The following is an 18,916-nucleotide window of genomic DNA, read 5'->3' as shown; positions in this document are numbered from 1 at the left end:
GCGAGGAGAATGGCCATGGGCCAAGTCTAACGGGGCAACGCAAGCGTTTTTCCGGTGCGCGGGTGTGTTCGGCGCCACCAGGAGCGTCCCCCGTTCGGCCGCTCGTCCGGCGCCCCCGCGCGGGCCGCGGGCGAGGATGGGCGCCGGGGGTCCACACGCGCGGAGAGCGGGGCCCATGCAGTTCGACGACGACGCGAATCTGGACACCTCCGAGGTGCAGGACGTGCGCGGCAGCCGGATCCCCGGTGGGCGCGCGACCGTGGGCGGGGGCCTCGCCGGGCTGATCGCGCTGCTCCTGGGGCTGTTCTTCGGCGTCGGCCCCGACAACCTGGGGTTGTCGTCGGGCGGCGACTCACCGGTGGCCACTGCGTCCTCGCTGGCCCAGGTGCAGTCGCCCTGCCGTACCGGGCAGGACGCGAACACCAAGGAGGACTGCCGCATCGTGGCGGTGGTCAACAGCGTGCAGGACTTCTGGGCGCAGGAGTTCCGGCGGCGCAACGGGACGTACACCCGCTCCCCCACGGTCTTCTTCACCGGCCGGGTCGCCACCGCGTGCGGGACGGCGACCTCGGCGGTGGGGCCCTTCTACTGTCCCGGCGACCGGAAGGTCTATCTGGACCTGGGGTTCTTCGACGAACTGCGGACGAAGTTCGGCTCCAGCGGCGGCCCGTTCGCGCAGGCGTACGTCGTGGCCCACGAGTACGGGCACCACGTGCAGGACCTGCTCGGCACGCTCGGCCGGGCACAGGACGGGCGGACCGGCGCGAACAGCAACGCGGTGAGGGTGGAGCTTCAGGCGGACTGCTACGCGGGCGTCTGGGCGCACCACGCGACGACCACGAAGGACGAATCGACCGGGCGGCCGTTGATCACCAGCCTCACCGACGCCGACATCCGGGACGGTCTGGACGCGGCGGCGGCCGTGGGCGACGACCGGATCCAGGAGCGGTTCCAGGGCCGGGTGACGCCGGAGACCTGGACGCACGGGTCGGCGGCGCAGCGGCAGCAGTGGTTCCACCAGGGCTACCGGACCGGGGACATGGCGCGGTGCGACACCTTCCGCTGACGGCCGGGACGCCGGTTCGCGGGGCGTTGTCAGTGGCGGGTGCAAGACTTGCCGAAAGCGATCGAAGCATCGGAAAAACAGCGAAAGCACACGGGACCTGACAACACCTGACACAAGGAAGTGATCGGCATGGCAGCCAAGGACAGCGAGCGTCCCAGCATCTACCCGTCCCTGCTCTACACGGACGCGAAGGCGGCGATCCGGCAGCTCACGGAGGCCTTCGGCTTCACCGCGCTCGCGGTGTACGAGGGCGAGGACGGCTCGGTGATGCACGCCGAACTGGCGCAGGGCAACGGCGCGTTGATGCTCGGCTCCAAAGGCCGGGGCGGCCGTTTCGACGAGGCGATGAAGAGCGCGGGACCCGCCGGGGTGTACATCGTCGTGGACGACGTCGACGCCCACCACCGACGGGCCGCGGAGCACGGCGCGGAGATCCTGATGCCCCCGACGGACCAGGACTACGGCTCCCGGGACTACATGGCCCGGGACATCGAGGGCAACATCTGGAGCTTCGGCACCTACGCCCCGGAGATACCGGGGCCGGCGGGCGCCTGACCCCGGGGCCGGCTATCCCCCGGTGTGCACCTGGAAGGCGGCCCGGCGTACGGCCTTGGCGAGCGCCGGGTCGGGGTGCGCGGCGGCGAGCGCGACCAGGACCTGCACGGTGCGCGGGTGTCCTACGGCGCGGACCTCGTCGAGGAGCATGGGGACGGTCGGCTGGATCGCGGACTCCAGGTGGCGCACGAGCAGCGGGGCCTCCCCGTGGTCGGCGACCGCGGCGGCGGTGTCGACCCACATCCAGGTGGCCTCTTCGCGGGTGAGGACCTCGTGGGCGTCCTCCGGGTCGATCCCGTCGTGCTCCGCGAGCCACAGCAGGGCGTACGGCCGCAGTGTCGCCTCGTCCACCGCCGCGCGGACGTCGGGCTCGGCGGGGGCGCCGACGACGCGCAGCGCCTCGAACGCGAGGCCGCGCAGCAGGGCGTCCTCGCCGCGGGCGGCGTCGATCAGCTGGCCGACCGCGCTGCCCACGGTGCGGGCGGCGAGCCAGGCGCGGTACTCGGCGCGGGCGGCGTTCGGGCGGAGCTGGGAGCAGCCGCGGAGCATGTCCTCGGCGGACTGCTCGATGTTCCCGGCCGGGCTCTGCGCGGCCACGCAGATCTGCTCCAGCTTGACCCAGACCGCCCAGCTGCCGAGCGGGGTGAGGGTGGCCTGGGCGTCGCCGTAGGTGAGGGCACCGACGGAGGCGAGGGCGTGCAGGGCCCAGTCGAGGAGCGGGTCGAGCGGGGCGTCGGTGGCGGCCGGCGGCTGCTGGACCGGCTCGGGCTGCGGGCCGTAGGGGATCTCGCAGCGCTCGGTGCGCAGTTCGGTGACGCGCTGGCCGAGGAGGTCGAGGAGCTGGGCGACGGGGACGGGTCCGGCGGACAGCTGGAGGAAGGAGAGCACCTGGGGCATGGCCGAGACGACCTCGGCGACGGCTGAGGGCTCGTGCTCCCGGGGCTCCGGGTGGGCGAGCGACCAGGCGTCGAAGAGGGCGACCCAGCCGCGCAGTACGGCGCTGTCGTCGCGGTCCCAGGCGCGCAGCCGCCAGCCGGGGCGGGCGCTGTCTCCGTGCACCTCGACGAGGCCGGCGAGGCGGGCGGTGTCCCAGTCGGCTCGGACTTGAGCAGGGGTCAGGCCCAGGTCCGCGGCCGCGAGTTCGGCGGTCGCTTGGGAGAGAGTTCCTTTGCCGTCGGGGCTCGCGCCGTCACGGCCGGGTCCTAGTGCGGCGTCGGCCCAGTGGGCGACGCGGGCCGCTCCGGCCAGGCCGGAGCGTGCCATTCTGGCCAGTTCCGCGGGGGCCGGTGTGCCCTCCGGAGGACGGGGCGCGGGGCGGCGCGAGCGCCGCTGGTTCATCGCTCGGGGGGCGGCGGCCAGGGGTCGCGGGCGGACGAGTCGAAGCCTGGAGTCGCGCGGGATACGGGACGTCACGGGTGCAGTCTTCCGGTTGACGGTCCGAAAACCCAAACGGAATGCCGCGGCGGGCGACGGGGAGGGCCGGAGCAGGGGGTCCCGAGGGCTGCTGGGGACCGGGATCAGGCCAGTGGTAGAGGGCTAAACGGAAGCTCGGAGGGGGTGGAGCGGTGCGTGGGGTGGTGCGTGGACCGGTGGATGGGCCGGTACGTGAAGCGGGGCGCGAAGCGGTGCGTGGGCAGGGGCCGCATCGGCGGGGTCAGGACGCGCGGTCACATCAGGGGGGTCAGGAAGCGGCGCAGGATCTCCTCGTAGGCGGCCGGGTCGGCGTTCCACATGGCGCCGTGCGGGGCGGGGGCGACCGGCTGGAGGGTGATCAGGTCGGGGCGGCGGGCGGCGAGGCGGCGGGAGTGGGACCAGGGGGCGACGGTGTCGTCGGGCCCGTGGAAGATCAGGGTCGGGACGGTGAGCCGGGCGGGGTCGGCCGCCTCGGCGATGCGGTCGCCGTGCAGACCCGTGCGGCCCTGCGCGGCGCGGACCGCGAGCGGCAGCAGCGCGCCCGGAGTGTGCCGGGCGGTGGCCAGCGCGCGGAGCGTCGTCTCCCAGTCCAGCACCGGCGAGTCCAGCACCAGGCCCGAGACGCGGTCGCGCATCCCGGAGTGGGCGGCGGCGCGCAGCGCCATGGTGGCGCCGGTGGACCAGCCGTACAGGACGACGTGCTCGGCGCCGTAGCGCACGGCGTAGCGGATCGCGGCGTCCAGGTCGCGCCACTCGGTCTCGCCGAGGTGGCCCAGGCCGTCGGGGTTGCGGGGCGCGCCGAGGTCGCCGCGGTAGGCGAGGGCGAGCACCGGGAAGCGGTGTCGGTGCAGGAACTCCATGACGTTCAGGGCGAGTTCGCGGGTGGTGCCCAGGCCGTGCACCGCGATCACCCAGGTACTGCGCGCTCCGGGTACGAACCACGCGGGCAGGGAGCCGAGTTCGCCGGGGATGTCGATGTCGGCGTGGTCGAGGCCGAGGGCGGCGCTCGGGTCGCCGATGTGGAGGTTGGGGGTGAGCCACACCTTGTCGCGGGGGTGCAGGGTGCCGTGGGTGACGCGCTCCAGCCGGCGTACGACGGTGTCGGCGGAGGGGGCCGCGCTGTCGACGACTGGGCCGACGACCGCGTGGGAGCCGTCACCGGCGAGGCCGTAGACACCCGGCCGCAGGGAGGCCAGGTCCCGGGTGAGGGTGATCTGCCCGGCGGCGGTGGCGTGCACCGTGAGCCGGGGTTCGGTCGGCAGCGGACGGCCGGGCGGTGCCTTCAGCGCGGCGTCGCTGGCGTAGCGGCCGGCGGCGACGCCCACCGCACCGGCCGCGAGGGCCACGGAGACGGCCGCGGCCGTCGCTTTGACTGTGCGCACCGCTCCAGTGTCCCGGCGGACCCGGCCACCGGCCAGCCGGAGGAGGCACGGGGGTGGGCCGGAGGCCGGGGAGAGCGGGCGTGGGGAGAGTCGGCGTGGGGAGGGTGCAGTGGGGGGGAAGGTGCGGTGGGGGGAAGGTGCGGTGGGGGGCCGTCGGGCGGTTTGGGCGGCGCCGGCCGCCCTGTCAGTCCTGCCGGCCCTGGCCGCCCTGTCAGCCGGGGCAGTCCTGCCAGCCCCGTGAGCCCTTCCCGGTTCGGCGGATCCCGCCAGCCCTGTCAGTGCCGCTGGCCCCGCCAGTCCCGGGAGCCTTCCTGGTTCGGTCGCCCCCGCCAGTCCCGCCAGCCAGCCGAAGGCCCGCCCCGGTCAGCCCTGCCGACACCGCCAGCCCCGCGAACCGCCCCGGTTCGATCGCCCCCGCCAGCACTAGCGGTCCCGCCAGTCCCGCCAGCAAACCGAAGCCCAACCCGGTCAGCCCTCCCCTCGACCGACCTCAGCGCCACCGCCCCGGTGAGCATCCCCGCCAGCCCTTCCCCGCCAGCCCTCGGGCCCTCCCCTCGCTCACCCCGCCGGCCCTCTCGACCCCACGCACCCCACGCACCCCGCTCACCCCCGCTGCCCATACCCCCGCAACCGCTTCCCCGCCTCCGCCACCTGCTCCCCCGACAGCAGCGTCGGCGACAGCCCGGGTACCGACGACGCCGTCAGCCACAGGCGGCACATCCACTCCAGCTGGGCCGTGCGGTCGTAGGCCTGGTCCAGGGAGGTGCCGTAGGCGATCGTGCCGTGGTTCTGGAGGAGGCAGGCGGAGCGGTCGGTGAGGGCACGGAGCATGTTCTCGGCCAGCTCCTCCGTGCCGTAGGTCGCGTACGCGGCGACCCTGACCGGGCCGCCGAGGGCGCCGGACATGTAGTGGATGGAGGGGAGTTCGGGGACGAGGGTCGAGACGGCCGTCGCGTGGACGGCGTGGGTGTGGACGACCGCGCGGGCGTCGGTGTCGCGGTACACGGCGAGATGCATGGGCAGTTCGCTCGTCGGGAGCAGGGTGCCGAGGACCTGTCGGCCGTCGAGGTCGACACCGACCGTGTCGTCGGACGTCAGCCGGTCGTAGGGGACGCCCGACGGGGTGACCAGGACGATGTCGCCGACGCGCGCCGAGACGTTCCCGGAGGTGCCGACCACCAGGCCGTCGGTGACCGTCCGGCGGGCCGTGACGACGAGTTCGTCCCAGGCGCTCGCCTCCTCGGGGCGCACCCGCCTGCGCCACGGCTCCCCCACAGCCTCCACGGACTCCACTCCCTCCAGACCGCCCCGCTCGCCTCGGTCTCCCCGCCCTCCCCGCTCGCCCTGCCCGCCCCGCTCGTCCCGCCGCCGCTCAGCCATGCCGTGATCCTGCCAGCCGGTTCCTCAACACGCGCTCGGACTGGAGCACTTCAGGCCGGAAGCCGCGCACCCAAACAGGTACATATGGGCAACCAGCACCCATTCACGCACTCCGCATCGCATACAACCCGCACGACGGAAAGCGCGGCCACCACAACCCGACCAAGCACAAGGCCAGCAACCCAAGCAGACCGCCAAAGAAGCCCACCCCGGAGTTACCGGCCCGTACAGACACCCCAGAGACCCCCTTAGTTCATCTTCCGTTCATCCAGGTTGCCTACGGTCAACGCGCCAATGACCTCGAACGATTGCCTGGGTAAATGGAAAGCTTCTCGCTGATTCTCGCGATTGTGGTGGTCACCGCACTCGCGTTCGATTTCACGAACGGTTTCCACGACACCGCCAACGCGATGGCCACCACCATCTCGACCGGTGCGCTCAAGCCCAAGGTCGCGGTGGCCATGTCGGCCACCCTCAACCTGGTGGGCGCGTTTCTCTCCGTGGAGGTCGCCAACACGATCTCCAAGGGTCTTGTCGACGAGAGCGGCATCCGTCCCGAGGTCATCTTCGCCGCCCTGGTCGGCGCGATCCTCTGGAACCTGGTGACCTGGCTCGTCGGCCTGCCGTCCAGTTCCTCGCACGCCCTGATGGGCGGTCTGATCGGCGCCACCATCGCCTCCGCCGGGACCGGCGCGGTCCACGGCGACGTCCTGGTCACCAAGGTGCTGCTGCCCGCGGTGGCCGCCCCGATCGTCGCGGGTGTCGCGGCGATGCTCGCCACCAGGTTCTCGTACGCGCTGAGCCGCGGCGCGGACGGCAAGGCCGCCGACAAGGGCTTTCGCGTCGGCCAGATCGCCTCGGCCGGCCTGGTCTCACTGGCCCACGGCACGAACGACGCGCAGAAGACGATGGGCATCATCACCCTCGCGCTGATCGCCGGCGGTTCCATCGCCCCCGACTCGGACCCGCCCACCTGGGTCATCCTCTCCGCGGGCCTCGCCATCGCGATGGGCACCTACATCGGCGGCTGGCGCATCATCCGCACGATGGGCAAGGGCCTGACCGACCTCCGGCCCCAGCAGGGCTTCGCCGCCCAGACCAGTGCCGCCGCGGTCATCCTGGCCTCCTCGCACATCGGCTTCTCGCTCTCCACCACGCACGCCGTCTCCGGCTCCGTGATGGGCGCGGGCCTCGGCCGCAAGGGCGGTGTCGTCCGCTGGTCGACCGCCACCCGGATGTTCGTCGCCTGGGGTCTGACGCTGCCGGCCGCCGCGCTGGTCGGCGCGCTCGCCGAGTCCGTGACCGACCTCGGCGACTGGGGCACCGCGTTGGTGGCCGTCTTCCTGGTCGCCTCCAGCGCCGGCATCTGGCTGCTCTCCCGCCGCCAGGTGGTCGACGCCTCGAACGTCAACGAGTTCGAGGAGCCGGCCGGTGTGGTCACCGCGGCCATCGCCGCCGTCACCCCGCCCCCGTCCGTCGCCCTCTCCGAGGGCCTCACCGCGACGATCCCCTCGCCGCCCGTGAGCCCCGCCCCCGCCTCCGCGGCGCCCGACACGGCCACCCCGCCGGCCGCCGCGGTCTGAGTCCTCGAACCCCGTCGGCAGGAACCAGCAGGAACCAGAAGGAACGAATCAGCATGGACATCGACTGGGCAGCCCTCGGCTCCGTCTTCGGCGTCAGCCTCGTGGTCACCGTGGCCCTCGTGGCCGTCTTCACCCTCGGCATCACCGCCCTCTCGCGCCGCGAACGGGCCACCGCCCAGGGCGACTCCGCGACCCTCGCCCTGACCGGCGCGTACGCCTGCTTCGCGGCCTGCGTGGCGGCGGTGGCGTACGGGATCTACATCATCGTGGCCTGACCGGCCGCCAGTTGGACCCACGTGGGGTGCGGGACGGACACCGTCCCGCACCCCACGTGCGCGTGGCCCCTCCGACGCCCCGCGTGTGGGCCTCAGCACACTCCTCCCCCGCAGGTCAACGGCAAGTTGACGCCCCTTCCAACCCCGTGGTGGACTGCCGGGGCCATGTACGGCGGCAGGAGAGGAAGCCGGTGCGAATCCGGCGCGGTCCCGCCACTGTCACCGGGGTAGACAACCCCGGGAGCCAGGAACTCTCACCGCCGGTCTCGTCGAACCAGGGCGTGGACACCCTGAGTGAGGACATATCGCCATGCTCGGCTGCCGTTCGAGGTCCCGTACCAGCTCAGCGAACGCCCCAGCGACCGCCCCAGTGTCCGACTCGGCGACCGTAGCGACCGGCTGAGCCGATGCGTGCCGATCGCGTCTTCGCGTACGGCGCCGCCGCCGGCCTCCTCGGTGACCATCTGCTCGGCGATCCCCGCCGCGGTCATCCGGTCGCCGCGTTCGGCCGCGCCGCCGGTGCCGTGGAACAGCTGCTGTGGCGCGACCACCGAGGCTGGGGCGCCCTGCACACCGCCGTGTGCGTGGGCGGCGCCGTCTCCCTCGCCACCGTGGCCACTTCGGCCCTACGACCGTCCCGTACGGCCTCTGCCGCCCTCACCGCCGCCGCCACCTGGGCGGTCGTCGGCGGGACCTCCCTCGCGCGCGAGGCCGGGATCGTCGGCCGGGCGCTGGAGGCCGGTGACATCGAGGCCGCCCGCGCCCGGCTCCCGCACCTGTGCGGGCGCGACCCGCAGGCCCTCGACGCGGACGGGATCGCCCGCGCCGTAGTCGAGTCCGTGGCCGAGAACACCTCCGACGCGGTGGTGGGCGCCCTGGTGTGGGGCGGTGTCGCGGGTGTCCCGGGTCTGCTCGGCTTCCGGGCCGTGAACACCCTGGACGCCATGGTCGGGCACAAGTCGGCCAAGTACCGCCGCTACGGCTGGGCTTCGGCCCGTCTCGACGACGTGGCCGGCTGGCCCGGCGCCCGCCTCACCGCCGTCCTCGCGACGCTCGCGGGCGACGACCCGCGCGGAGCGGTACGCGCCTGGCGCACCGACGCCCGCCGGCACCCGAGCCCCAACGCCGGTCCCGTGGAGGCCTCCTTCGCGGGCGCCCTCGGCGTACGGCTGGGCGGCACGCTCTCCTACGGCGGCCGGGTCGAGCACCGGCCCGTGCTCAACGGCGCCGGCCGGGCCGTCGCCGTGGCGGACATCGACCGAGCCGTACGGCTGTCCCGGCGCGTCGGCTGGCTCGCGCTCGGGGTCAGTGTCGCCGGGCGGCTGCTGCTGAAGGGACCCAAGTCATGAGCGGCGGCGGGCTGTTGGTCGCGGGCACCACCTCGGACGCCGGGAAGAGCGTCGTCACCGCCGGGATCTGCCGGTGGCTGGTGCGGCAGGGCGTGAAGGTCGCGCCGTTCAAGGCGCAGAACATGTCGCTGAATTCGTTCGTGACGCGCGAGGGTGCCGAGATCGGCCGGGCGCAGGCCATGCAGGCGCAGGCCTGCCGGATCGAGCCGACCGCGCAGATGAACCCGGTCCTCCTCAAGCCGGGCGGCGACCGCAGCAGTCAGGTCGTGCTCATGGGGAAGCCCGTGGGCGAGATGAGCGCGCGCGGCTACCACGGTGGCCGGCAGGAGGCGCTGCTCGGCACCGTGCTGGACTGCCTGGCCGAGTTGCGGGGCACGTATGACGCGGTGATCTGTGAGGGGGCCGGCAGTCCGGCCGAGATCAATCTGCGCCGGACCGACATCGTCAACATGGGGATCGCCCGGAACGCCGGACTCCCCGTACTGGTCGTCGGGGACATCGACCGCGGCGGTGTCTTCGCCTCCTTCTTCGGGACCGTCGCGCTGCTCTCCCCCGAGGACCAGGCGCTCGTCGCCGGGTTCCTCGTCAACAAGTTCCGGGGCGATGTCTCGCTCCTGGAGCCGGGGTTGGAGATGCTGCGCGGTCTCACCGGGCGGCGTACGTACGGTGTGCTGCCGTTCCGGCACGGGCTCGGGATCGACGAGGAGGACGGGCTCCGGATCTCGCTGCGCGGGACCGTCCGCGAGTCCAGCACCGCGCCGCCGGTCGGCGCGGACGTGCTGCGGGTCGCGGTCTGCGCGATCCCCCTCATGTCCAACTTCACCGACGTGGACGCGCTGGCCGCCGAACCGGGCGTGCTCGTGCGGTTCGTGGACCGGCCCGAGGAGTTGGCCGACGCCGATCTCGTCGTGATCCCGGGGACCCGGGGCACGGTGAAGGCGCTGGAGTGGCTGCGGGAGCGCGGCCTCGCGGACGCGATCGTCCGCCGGGCCGCCGAGCACCGGCCCGTCCTCGGCATCTGCGGCGGCTTCCAGATCCTCGGCGAGCACATCGACGACGAGGTCGAGAGCCGGCGGGGGCAGGTCGACGGTCTCGGGGTATTGCCCCTAAGGGTCCGGTTCGCCCCCGAGAAGATCCTTACCCGGCCGGAGGGGAGGGCACTCGGGGAGCGGGTCGAGGGATACGAGATTCATCACGGGGTCGCCGAAGTCACCGGCGGGGACGCCTTCTTGGACGGCTGCCGGGTCGGTCAGACCTGGGGCACCCACTGGCACGGCTCGCTGGAGTCGGACGGGTTCCGGCGGGCCTTCCTGCGCGAGGTGGCCGCCGCCGCGGGGCGCCGGTTCGTGCCGGCCGCCGACACCTCGTTCGCCGGGCTGCGCGAGGAGCAGCTCGACCGGCTCGGCGACCTCATCGAACAGCACGCGGACACGGACGCGCTGTGGCGGCTCATCGAGTCCGGCGCGCCACAAGGACTGCCTTTCATTCCACCGGGAGCGCCCGCATGAGCACAGTGTTGTTGTTGTCGACCGCCGACACGGATCTGCTGGCGGCCCGTGCCTCCGGCGCCGGGTACCGGATCGGCAACCCGTCCCGCGTGGACGCCGTCGAGGAGCTGCCCGCGCTCCTCGCAGGGGCGGACATCGCCGTCGTACGACTGCTCGGCGGCAAGCGCGCCTGGGAGGACGGGCTCGCCGCGCTCAAGGCCTCGGGCGTCCCGACCGTGCTGCTGGGCGGGGAGACGGTCCCCGACGCGGAGTTGATGGCCGAGTCGTCGGTACCGGCGGGTGTGGTGGCCGAGGCGCTGCGGTATCTGGTCGAGGGCGGTCCGGACAACCTCACCGAACTCGCCCGCTTCCTCTCCGACACCGTGCTGCTCACCGGCGAGGGCTTCGAAGAGCCGCGGAAAATGCCGGAGTTCGGGGTGCACGGCGAGCGTGCCGTCGTCGAGGGCCGACCCACGGTCGGCGTGCTCTTCTACCGGGCGCACCAACTCTCCGGCAACACCGGCTTCGTGGACACCCTGTGCGAGCAGATCGAGGCGAAGGGCGCCAACGCCCTTGCCGTGTACTGCGGTTCGCTGCGCGGTGCCGACCCCGGGCTCTACGACATCCTCGGACGGGCGGACGCGCTGGTCGCCACCGTTCTCGCGGCGGGCGGTGCGCACGCCTCGCAGGCCTCGGCCGGCGGTGACGAGGAGGCCTGGGACATCGGCGCCCTGGCCGACCTCGACGTGCCGGTGCTGCAAGGGCTTTGCCTTACGTCGTCGCGTGCGGCCTGGGACGGGTCCGACGCCGCCCTCTCCCCCATGGACGCGGCGATGCAGGTCGCGATCCCGGAGTTCGACGGGCGACTGATCACCGTCCCGTTCTCCTTCAAGGAGCAGGGTCCGGACGACGTCCCGGTCTACGTCGCCGACCCCGAGCGGGCCGCGCGGGTCGCCGGGATCGCCGTACGGCACGCGAAGTTGAAGTACAAGCCGAACGCCGAGAAGAAGCTCGCGCTGGTCTTCACCGCCTATCCGACCAAGCACTCGCGGGTCGGCAACGCGGTCGGTCTCGACACCCCCGCCTCGGCGATCCAGGTGCTGGACGCGCTGCGGGACGCCGGGTACGGGGTCGACGGACACCCGGACAACGGCGACGAGTTGATCCACCGGCTCATCAACGCCGGTGGCCACGACGTGGAATGGCTCACCGAGGAGCAACTCGCCGCCGCGCCCGCGCGGGTGCCGCTCGCGGATTACCAGGCGTGGTTCGACAAGCTCGAACCGGCGCTCAGGCAGGGCATGGTGGACGCGTGGGGCGAGCCGCCGGGCAGTCTCTACGTCGACGGCGACGACATCGTGCTGGCGTCCCTCCAGTTCGGGAACGTCGTCGTCATGATCCAGCCGCCGCGCGGTTTCGGCGAGAACCCGATCGCGATCTACCACGACCCGGACATGCCGCCGTCGCACCACTACATGGCCGCGTACCGCTGGCTGGACAACAGCTTCGGCGCGGACGCGATCGTCCACATGGGCAAGCACGGCACGATGGAATGGCTGCCCGGCAAGGGACTTGGGCTGAGCGGTGGCTGCGCGCCGGACGCCGTGCTCGGTGAACTCCCGCTGATCTACCCGTTCATCGTGAACGACCCGGGCGAGGGCACCCAGGCCAAGCGGCGCGGGCACGCCACGGTCGTCGACCACCTGGTGCCGCCGATGGCACGCGCCGACACCTACGGCGACCTGGCGAAGCTGGAGCAACTCCTCGACGAGTACGCCCTGGTGTCCGACCTGGACCCGGCGAAGGCACCGGCCGTGCGGGCGCAGATCTGGACGCTGGTGAAGGCGGCCGAGCTGCACCACGACCTGCATGTGGACGACCAGCCGGACGACGCGGCGTTCGACGAGTTCGTGATGCACATCGACGGCTATCTGTGCGAGATCAAGGACGTGCAGATCCGCGACGGTCTGCACATCCTGGGCGGCGGCCCGGTCGGCGAGGCGCGGGTGAACCTCGTGCTGGCCGTACTGCGCGCCTCGCAGGTGTGGGGCGGGCAGGCCAACGCGCTGCCCGGACTGCGGGCCTCGCTGGCGGAGCATTTCGGCCTGGTCGAGAAGGAGTTGCTGGCCGAGCCGGGCGCGCCCGTGAAGGCTCCGGTGGAGCTGACGGACCTCGTGGCGGGTCCGGCGCGTTCGGCCGCCGACGCGATCGATCTGCTGGAGCAGCTGTGCCGCCGGTTCGCGGAGGGCATGGAGTCCCAGGAGTGGGAGGTCACGGCCGTCCCGGCGCTGGTCCGTGCCGTCGTCGGCACCGAACTCCCGGACGCGGTGGCGGTGTTGGAGTTCGCCTGCACCGAGGTGGTGCCACGGCTCGCCCGCACCACGGACGAGATCGACCACATCCTGAAGGCGCTGGACGGCGGTTACGTCCCGGCGGGCCCGTCCGGGTCCCCGACCCGCGGTCTGGTCAACGTCCTGCCGACCGGCCGGAACTTCTACTCGGTCGACCCCAAGGCCATTCCGTCCAGGCTGAGTTGGGAGGTCGGCCAGTCGCTGGCGGACTCGCTCGTGCAGCGCTACCTCCAGGACAACGGCGAGTTCCCCAAGTCGGTGGGCCTCACGGTGTGGGGTACTTCCGCGATGCGCACCCAGGGCGACGACATCGCCGAGATCCTCGCGCTGCTGGGCTGCCGCCCGGTCTGGGACGACGCCTCGCGCCGGGTCACCGGCTTCGAGGTGGTCCCCGTCACGGAGTTGGGCCGCCCGCGCATCGACGTCACGGTGCGGATCTCCGGCTTCTTCCGGGACGCGTTCCCGCACGTCGTCGGGCTGATCGACGACGCGGTACGGGCCGTGGCCGAGCTGCCGGAACCCCCGGAGTCCAACTACGTCCGCGCGCACGCCGACGAGGACACCGCCGAGCACGGCGACCGCCGTCGCGCCACGGCCCGTATCTTCGGCTCCAAGCCGGGCGCGTACGGCGCCGGTCTGCTGCCGCTGATCGACGCCCGGAACTGGCGCAGCGACGCGGACCTCGCCGAGGTGTACGCGGTGTGGGGCGGCTACGCCTACGGGCGCGGCCTCGACGGGCGGGCGGCGCGCGGGGACATGGAGACGGCGTTCCGCCGCATCGCCGTGGCGGCGAAGAACGTCGACACCCGCGAGCACGATCTCGTGGACGCCGACGACTACTTCCAGTACCACGGCGGCATGGTCGCCATGGTCCGCCATCTGACGGGCACGAGCCCCGAGGCATACGTCGGCGACTCCGCCACCCCCGACCAGGTCAAGACCCGCACCCTGGGCGAGGAGACGCACCGCGTCTTCCGCGCCCGCGTGGTCAACCCCCGCTGGATGGCGGCGATGCGACGCCACGGCTACAAGGGGGCCTTCGAGATGGCGGCGACGGTCGACTACCTCTTCGGCTACGACGCGACGGCCGGGGTCGTGGACGACTGGATGTACGAGAAGTTGTCGGCCGAGTACGTATTCGACGCGGAGAACCAGGACTTCATGCGGAAGTCCAACCCGTGGGCGCTGCGCGGCATCACCGAACGGCTCCTCGAAGCCGCCGAACGCGGTCTGTGGGCCGAGCCGGACGCGGACACGCTGGAGCGGCTGCGGGCCACCTATCTGGAGCTCGAAGGCGACCTGGAGGGCGACGACCAGTGACAACTCCCTTTCCGTTCACGGCCGTTGTCGGCCAGGACGATCTGCGGCTCGCGCTGCTGCTGAACGCCGTGTCGCCGGCGGTCGGCGGGGTGCTGGTGCGCGGCGAGAAGGGCACCGCCAAGTCGACGGCCGTGCGCGCCCTTTCGGCGCTGCTGCCCGAGGTCGCCGTCGTTCCCGGCTGCCGTTTCTCCTGCGACCCCGCGGCCCCCGACCCGGCCTGCCCGGACGGACCGCACGAGGCCGGAACCGGCACCGAACGCCCGGCGCGCATGGTCGAGTTGCCGGTCGGTGCCTCCGAGGACCGGCTCGTCGGCGCGCTCGACATCGAGCGGGCGCTCGCCGAGGGCGTCAAGGCCTTCGAGCCGGGCCTGCTGGCCGACGCGCACCGCGGCATCCTCTACGTCGACGAGGTCAACCTCCTCCACGACCACCTGGTCGACCTGCTGCTGGACGCGGCGGCGATGGGCGCCTCCTACGTCGAACGCGAGGGTGTCTCCGTGCGGCACGCCGCCCGCTTCCTGCTCGTCGGCACCATGAACCCCGAAGAGGGCGAACTGCGCCCGCAGTTGCTCGACCGCTTCGGCCTCACCGTGGAGGTCGCCGCCTCCCGGGAGCCCGACCAGCGGGTCGAGGTCGTACGGCGCAGGCTGGCCTACGACGACGATCCGGCCGGTTTCGCCGGGCGCTGGGCGGGCGAGGAGTCCGCCGTGCGGGCCCGGATCGTCGCCGCGCGGGCCCTGTTGCAGTCCGTGCGGCTGGGCGACGGGGCGCTGCGGCAGATCGCGGCGACCTGTGCCGCCTTCGAGGTCGACGGGATGCGCGCCGACATCGTGATGGCGCGGACGGCGACCGCGCTGGCCGCGTGGGCCGGGCGGACGGACGTGCTCGCCGAGGACGTCCGGCAGGCCGCGCTGCTCGCGCTGCCGCACCGCAGGCGGCGAAATCCCTTCGACGCGCCGGGACTTGACGAGAACAAGCTCGACGAGACGCTCGAAGAGTTCGCCGAGCAGGAGCAGGAGCAGGAGCAGGACCAAGAGCAGGGACAGGAGCCGGAGCCCGAGGACGACGATCCGGGGCCGGACGGGGGTCCCGACGGTCCCGGTGGTGGCGGGCAGCAGCCGCCCGGGCCGGACTCCGAGGGGCCCCAGGGCGGTGACACGGGCGCGCGGCCCGAGGCCGGTGAGGGCGGGGAGCCGCGGCCTTCCGGCTCCGCCGAGCAGCAGCCCGTACGGGCCTCCGAGCCCTTCCGCACCAAGGTGCTGAGCGTGCCGGGCATCGGTGAGGGTGCCGCCGGGCGGCGTTCGCGGGCGCGCACCGAGCACGGGCGGACCACCGGGGCCCGGCGGCCTCAAGGGGCGCTCACCAAGCTGCACTTGGCGGCGACCGTGCAGGCGGCGGCGCCGCATCAGCTGGCGCGCGGACGGGCCGGGCGCGGGCTGGTGGTGCGGCGGGACGATCTGCGGCAGGCGACGCGGGAGGGGCGTGAGGGCAACCTCGTGCTGTTCGTCGTGGACGCCTCCGGGTCGATGGCGGCCCGGCAGCGGATGAGCGCGGTGAAGGGCGCCGTACTGTCGCTGCTGCTGGACGCGTATCAGCGGCGGGACAAGGTGGGGCTGGTGACCTTCCGGGGGTCGGCCGCCGATGTCGCGCTGCCGCCGACGTCCTCGGTGGACGCCGCGGCCGTACGGCTGGAGTCGTTGCCGACCGGTGGGCGGACGCCGCTGGCGGCCGGGCTGCTCAAGGCGCGGGACGTGCTGCGGGTGGAGCGGCTGCGGGATCCCGCGCGGCGGGCGCTGGTGGTCGTGGTGACCGACGGGCGGGCCACCGGTGGTCCGGAGCCGGTCGCGCTGGCCGGGCGGGCGGCGCGGCTGTTCGCGGCCGACGGGGTGGCCTCGGTGGTCGTGGACTGCGAGTCGGGGCCCGTACGGCTGGGCCTGGCCGGGCAGTTGGCCGGTGAGCTGGAGGGTACGGCGGTGACGCTCGACGAGTTGCGGGCCGATTCGATCGCCGGTCTGGTCAAGGACGTGCAGAGGAGGGCCGCGTAGTGCCGCAGGGACAGCCGAGTGTCGTACCGGACGACGGTCTGACGACCCGTCAGCGTCGGAATCGTCCGCTGGTCGTGGTGCACACCGGGATCGGCAAGGGCAAGTCCACCGCCGCGTTCGGGCTGGCGTTGCGCGCCTGGAACCAGGGGTGGCCGATCGGGGTGTTCCAGTTCGTCAAGTCGGCGAAGTGGAAGGTCGGCGAGGAGAACGCGCTGCGGGTGCTGGGGGCTTCCGGCGAGGGCGGGTCGGTCGACTGGCACAAGATGGGCGAGGGCTGGTCGTGGGTCCAGCGCGACTCCCAGATGGACAACGAGGAGAAGGCCCGCGAGGGCTGGGAGCAGGTCAAGCGGGACCTGGCCGCCGAGACGTACAAGCTGTACGTGCTCGACGAGTTCGCCTATCCGATGCACTGGGGGTGGGTCGACACGGACGAGGTCGTGTCCGTGCTGCGGGACCGGCCGGGCACCCAGCACGTGATCATCACGGGGCGCAACGCACCTGAGAAACTGGTCGACTTCGCCGATCTCGTGACCGACATGTCGAAGGTCAAGCACCCGATGGACACGGGGCAGAAGGGGCAGAGGGGCATCGAGTGGTGATGTCTTCCGTGCCTCGGCTGGTCATCGCCGCGCCCTCCTCGGGCAGCGGCAAGACCACCGTCGCCACGGGCCTGATGGCCGCGTTCACCGCGCGGGGGCTCGCCGTGTCCCCGCACAAGGTGGGGCCGGACTACATCGACCCCGGGTACCACGCGCTCGCCACCGGGCGGGTGGGGCGGAACCTCGACGCGTACCTGTGCGGGCCGGAGTCGATCGGTCCGCTGTTCGCGCACGGCGCGCGCGGGTGCGGGCTCGCCGTCGTCGAGGGCGTGATGGGCATGTACGACGGGGCCGCGGGCGAAGGGGAGTTGGCGTCCACGGCCCAGGTGGCGAAGCTGCTGCGGGCGCCGGTCGTGCTGGTCGTCGACGCGTCCTCGCAGTCCCGGTCGGTCGCCGCGCTGGTGCACGGGTTCGCGTCCTGGGACCCGGAGGTGCGGGTCGGGGGCGTGATCCTCAACAAGGTGGCGTCCGACCGCCACGAGGCCTTGCTGCGGGAGGCGTTGGACTCGGCCGGGGTGCCCGTGTTGGGGGTGCTGCGGCGGGCGCCGCAGGTGGACACGCCGTCCCGGCATCTGGGGCTGGTGCCGGTCGCGGAACGTAGGACGGCGGCGGTCGAGGCGGTCGCGGCGATGGCCGCCCAGGTACGCGAAGGCTGCGATCTGGACGCCCTGTTGGCGCTGGCGCGGAGCGCGGGCGCGCTGACGGGGCAGGCGTGGGAAGCGCCGGTCGCCGAGACGGCGGGACGCGAGGTGATCGCCGTGGCCGGCGGCCCCGCCTTCACCTTCTCCTATGCCGAGCACGCCGAACTCCTCACCGCGGCCGGTGCCGAGGTCGTCGTGTTCGACCCCCTGCGCGATGAACAACTCCCGGACGGGACACGCGGGTTGGTCATCGGGGGCGGGTTCCCCGAGGTGTATGCGGCCGAGCTGTCGGCGAACGAGCCGTTGCGGAAGGCCGTCGCAACCCTCGCGGGCGGTGGCGCGCCCGTGGCCGCAGAGTGCGCCGGACTGCTGTATCTGTGCCGGGAGTTGGACGGCCTGCCGATGTGCGGGGTGCTGGATGCCACCGCGCGGATGAGCGAACGGCTGACCCTGGGGTATCGGGACGCCGTCGCGTTGAGCGACAGTGTGCTGGCCGTGGCCGGGACGCGGCTGCGCGGGCACGAGTTCCACCGGACCGTCGTCGAGCCCGGCTCGGGGGCGGCTCCCGCCTGGGGGGTGCGCGCCCCCGAACGGCGGGTCGAAGGTTTCGTACAACAGGGTGTGCACGCGAGTTATCTGCACACGCACTGGGCGGCCGAGCCCGGTGTGGCCCGTCGGTTCGTGGAGAGGTGCCGGACGTCATGAGCAGCAGCAGGTTGATCGGAGTCGGGGTGGGTCCCGGCGATCCGGAGCTGGTGACCGTCAAGGGCGTCAACGCGCTGCGGGCGGCCGATGTCGTCGTCGTACCCGTGATGGCCGCGTCCGACGGAAAGGACGGCGGTGAACCGGGGCGCGCCGAGGCGACCGTGCTGCACTACGTGCCTCAGGAGAAGGTGCTGCGGGTGGTGTTCGCGCTCAACGAGCGGACCGACCGGGCCCGGCGCGAGGCGGCCTGGGACGCGGCGGGGGCGAAGGTCGCCGAGTTGCTCGGTGCCCATGGTGTCGTCGCCTTCGCGACCATCGGGGACCCGAACGTGTACTCCACCTTCACCTATCTCGCCCTGACCATCGGCGAGTCGGTGCCGGGGGTGGTGGTGGAGACCGTGCCCGGGATCACCGCGATGCAGGATCTCGCCGCGCGCTCGGGGGCCGTCCTCACCGAGGGGACCGAGCCGTTGACGCTGGTGCCGGTGACCGCCGGGTCCGCGGTGCTGAAGGACGCGCTGGCCGGGCCGGGGACGGTCGTGGCGTACAAGTTCGGGCGGCAGGCGGCCGAGGTGGCCGAGGCGCTGCGGGAGACCGGGCGGATCGAGGACGCGGTGTGGGGGTCGGCGCTCGGGCTGCCCGAGGAGTCGATCCGCTCGGCCGCCGAACTCGACGGGGAGCCGTTGCCCTATCTGTCGACGCTGATCGCGCCCGCGCGGCGCGAGGGCGGGCGGGGCGGGAAGTTGTGACCGGTCGCGGACCGCG

General features: G+C 73.0%; 14 protein-coding genes and 1 riboswitch. Of the genes, 11 read left to right on the top strand and 3 right to left on the bottom strand.

The annotated features are described in order from the left end of the window. Positions 1–175 precede the first annotated feature (175 nt). On the top strand, positions 176–1,066 hold the full coding sequence (locus tag ACIQPR_RS32520; RefSeq protein WP_403655525.1) for a neutral zinc metallopeptidase: 891 nt from the start codon (positions 176–178) through the stop codon (positions 1,064–1,066). Positions 1,067–1,195: 129 nt separating this feature from the next. After that, the gene (locus tag ACIQPR_RS32515) at positions 1,196–1,621 is read left to right on the top strand and encodes a VOC family protein (RefSeq protein WP_403655523.1); all 426 of its coding nucleotides are present in this window, start codon (positions 1,196–1,198) and stop codon (positions 1,619–1,621) included. Positions 1,622–1,633: 12 nt separating this feature from the next. Here the strand turns inward: ACIQPR_RS32515 and ACIQPR_RS32510 are convergent, their stop codons facing one another. From ACIQPR_RS32510 to ACIQPR_RS32500, 3 genes are all read right to left on the bottom strand, one after another. Beyond that, on the bottom strand, positions 1,634–3,034 hold the full coding sequence (locus ACIQPR_RS32510; RefSeq protein WP_403655521.1) for a hypothetical protein: 1,401 nt from the start codon (positions 3,032–3,034) through the stop codon (positions 1,634–1,636). Between the two features lie 254 nt (positions 3,035–3,288). Beyond that, positions 3,289–4,416 (bottom strand): alpha/beta hydrolase family protein, encoded by a 1,128-nt coding sequence (locus tag ACIQPR_RS32505; protein ID WP_403655519.1) that lies wholly within the window; start codon positions 4,414–4,416, stop codon positions 3,289–3,291. 603 nt (positions 4,417–5,019) lie between these two features. Next, a complete protein-coding gene (locus ACIQPR_RS32500) occupies positions 5,020–5,796 on the bottom strand; it encodes a class II aldolase/adducin family protein (RefSeq protein ID WP_403655517.1) in 777 nt (258 codons plus the stop codon). A 320-nt stretch (positions 5,797–6,116) separates the two neighbouring features. Between ACIQPR_RS32500 and ACIQPR_RS32495 the strand changes: the two genes are divergently transcribed. The 9 genes from ACIQPR_RS32495 to cobI all read left to right on the top strand — a co-directional run bounded on the left by ACIQPR_RS32495 (position 6,117) and on the right by cobI (position 18,900). Beyond that, a complete protein-coding gene (locus ACIQPR_RS32495; RefSeq protein ID WP_403655515.1) occupies positions 6,117–7,379 on the top strand; it encodes an anion permease in 1,263 nt (420 codons plus the stop codon). 53 nt (positions 7,380–7,432) lie between these two features. Further along, positions 7,433–7,654 carry a hypothetical protein gene (locus ACIQPR_RS32490; protein WP_403655513.1) on the top strand — a complete coding sequence of 74 codons (222 nt, stop codon included), beginning with the start codon at positions 7,433–7,435 and terminating at the stop codon, positions 7,652–7,654. Positions 7,655–7,786: 132 nt separating this feature from the next. After that, positions 7,787–7,929, top strand: a riboswitch (cobalamin riboswitch). Between the two features lie 132 nt (positions 7,930–8,061). Beyond that, on the top strand, positions 8,062–9,003 hold the full coding sequence (locus ACIQPR_RS32485) for a cobalamin biosynthesis protein (protein ID WP_403655511.1): 942 nt from the start codon (positions 8,062–8,064) through the stop codon (positions 9,001–9,003). Then, a complete protein-coding gene (locus tag ACIQPR_RS32480) occupies positions 9,000–10,511 on the top strand; it encodes a cobyric acid synthase (RefSeq protein WP_403655509.1) in 1,512 nt (503 codons plus the stop codon). The genes ACIQPR_RS32485 and ACIQPR_RS32480 overlap by 4 nt, the downstream gene beginning before the upstream one ends. Continuing rightward, positions 10,508–14,161 (top strand): cobaltochelatase subunit CobN, encoded by a 3,654-nt coding sequence (gene cobN / locus ACIQPR_RS32475; RefSeq protein ID WP_403655507.1) that lies wholly within the window; start codon positions 10,508–10,510, stop codon positions 14,159–14,161. The genes ACIQPR_RS32480 and cobN overlap by 4 nt, the downstream gene beginning before the upstream one ends. Beyond that, complete coding sequence (locus tag ACIQPR_RS32470; protein WP_403655505.1) at positions 14,158–16,206, top strand: putative cobaltochelatase; 2,049 nt, start codon at positions 14,158–14,160, stop codon at positions 16,204–16,206. The genes cobN and ACIQPR_RS32470 overlap by 4 nt, the downstream gene beginning before the upstream one ends. After that, complete coding sequence (gene cobO, locus ACIQPR_RS32465) at positions 16,206–16,805, top strand: cob(I)yrinic acid a,c-diamide adenosyltransferase (RefSeq protein WP_403655503.1); 600 nt, start codon at positions 16,206–16,208, stop codon at positions 16,803–16,805. The genes ACIQPR_RS32470 and cobO overlap by 1 nt, the downstream gene beginning before the upstream one ends. After that, complete coding sequence (locus ACIQPR_RS32460) at positions 16,805–18,151, top strand: cobyrinate a,c-diamide synthase (RefSeq protein ID WP_403655501.1); 1,347 nt, start codon at positions 16,805–16,807, stop codon at positions 18,149–18,151. Before cobO ends, ACIQPR_RS32460 begins: the two co-directional genes overlap by 1 nt. Beyond that, positions 18,148–18,900 (top strand): precorrin-2 C(20)-methyltransferase, encoded by a 753-nt coding sequence (gene cobI / locus ACIQPR_RS32455; RefSeq protein ID WP_403655499.1) that lies wholly within the window; start codon positions 18,148–18,150, stop codon positions 18,898–18,900. Before ACIQPR_RS32460 ends, cobI begins: the two co-directional genes overlap by 4 nt. The last annotated feature ends 16 nt before the right edge of the window (positions 18,901–18,916 follow it).

It is taken from the genome of Streptomyces sp. NPDC091280 (assembly GCF_044768565.1).
Lineage (GTDB): Bacteria > Actinomycetota > Actinomycetes > Streptomycetales > Streptomycetaceae > Streptomyces.
The sequence above is the reverse complement of the archived record's forward strand: the minus strand, read 5'-3'. Positions and strand labels throughout refer to the sequence as shown.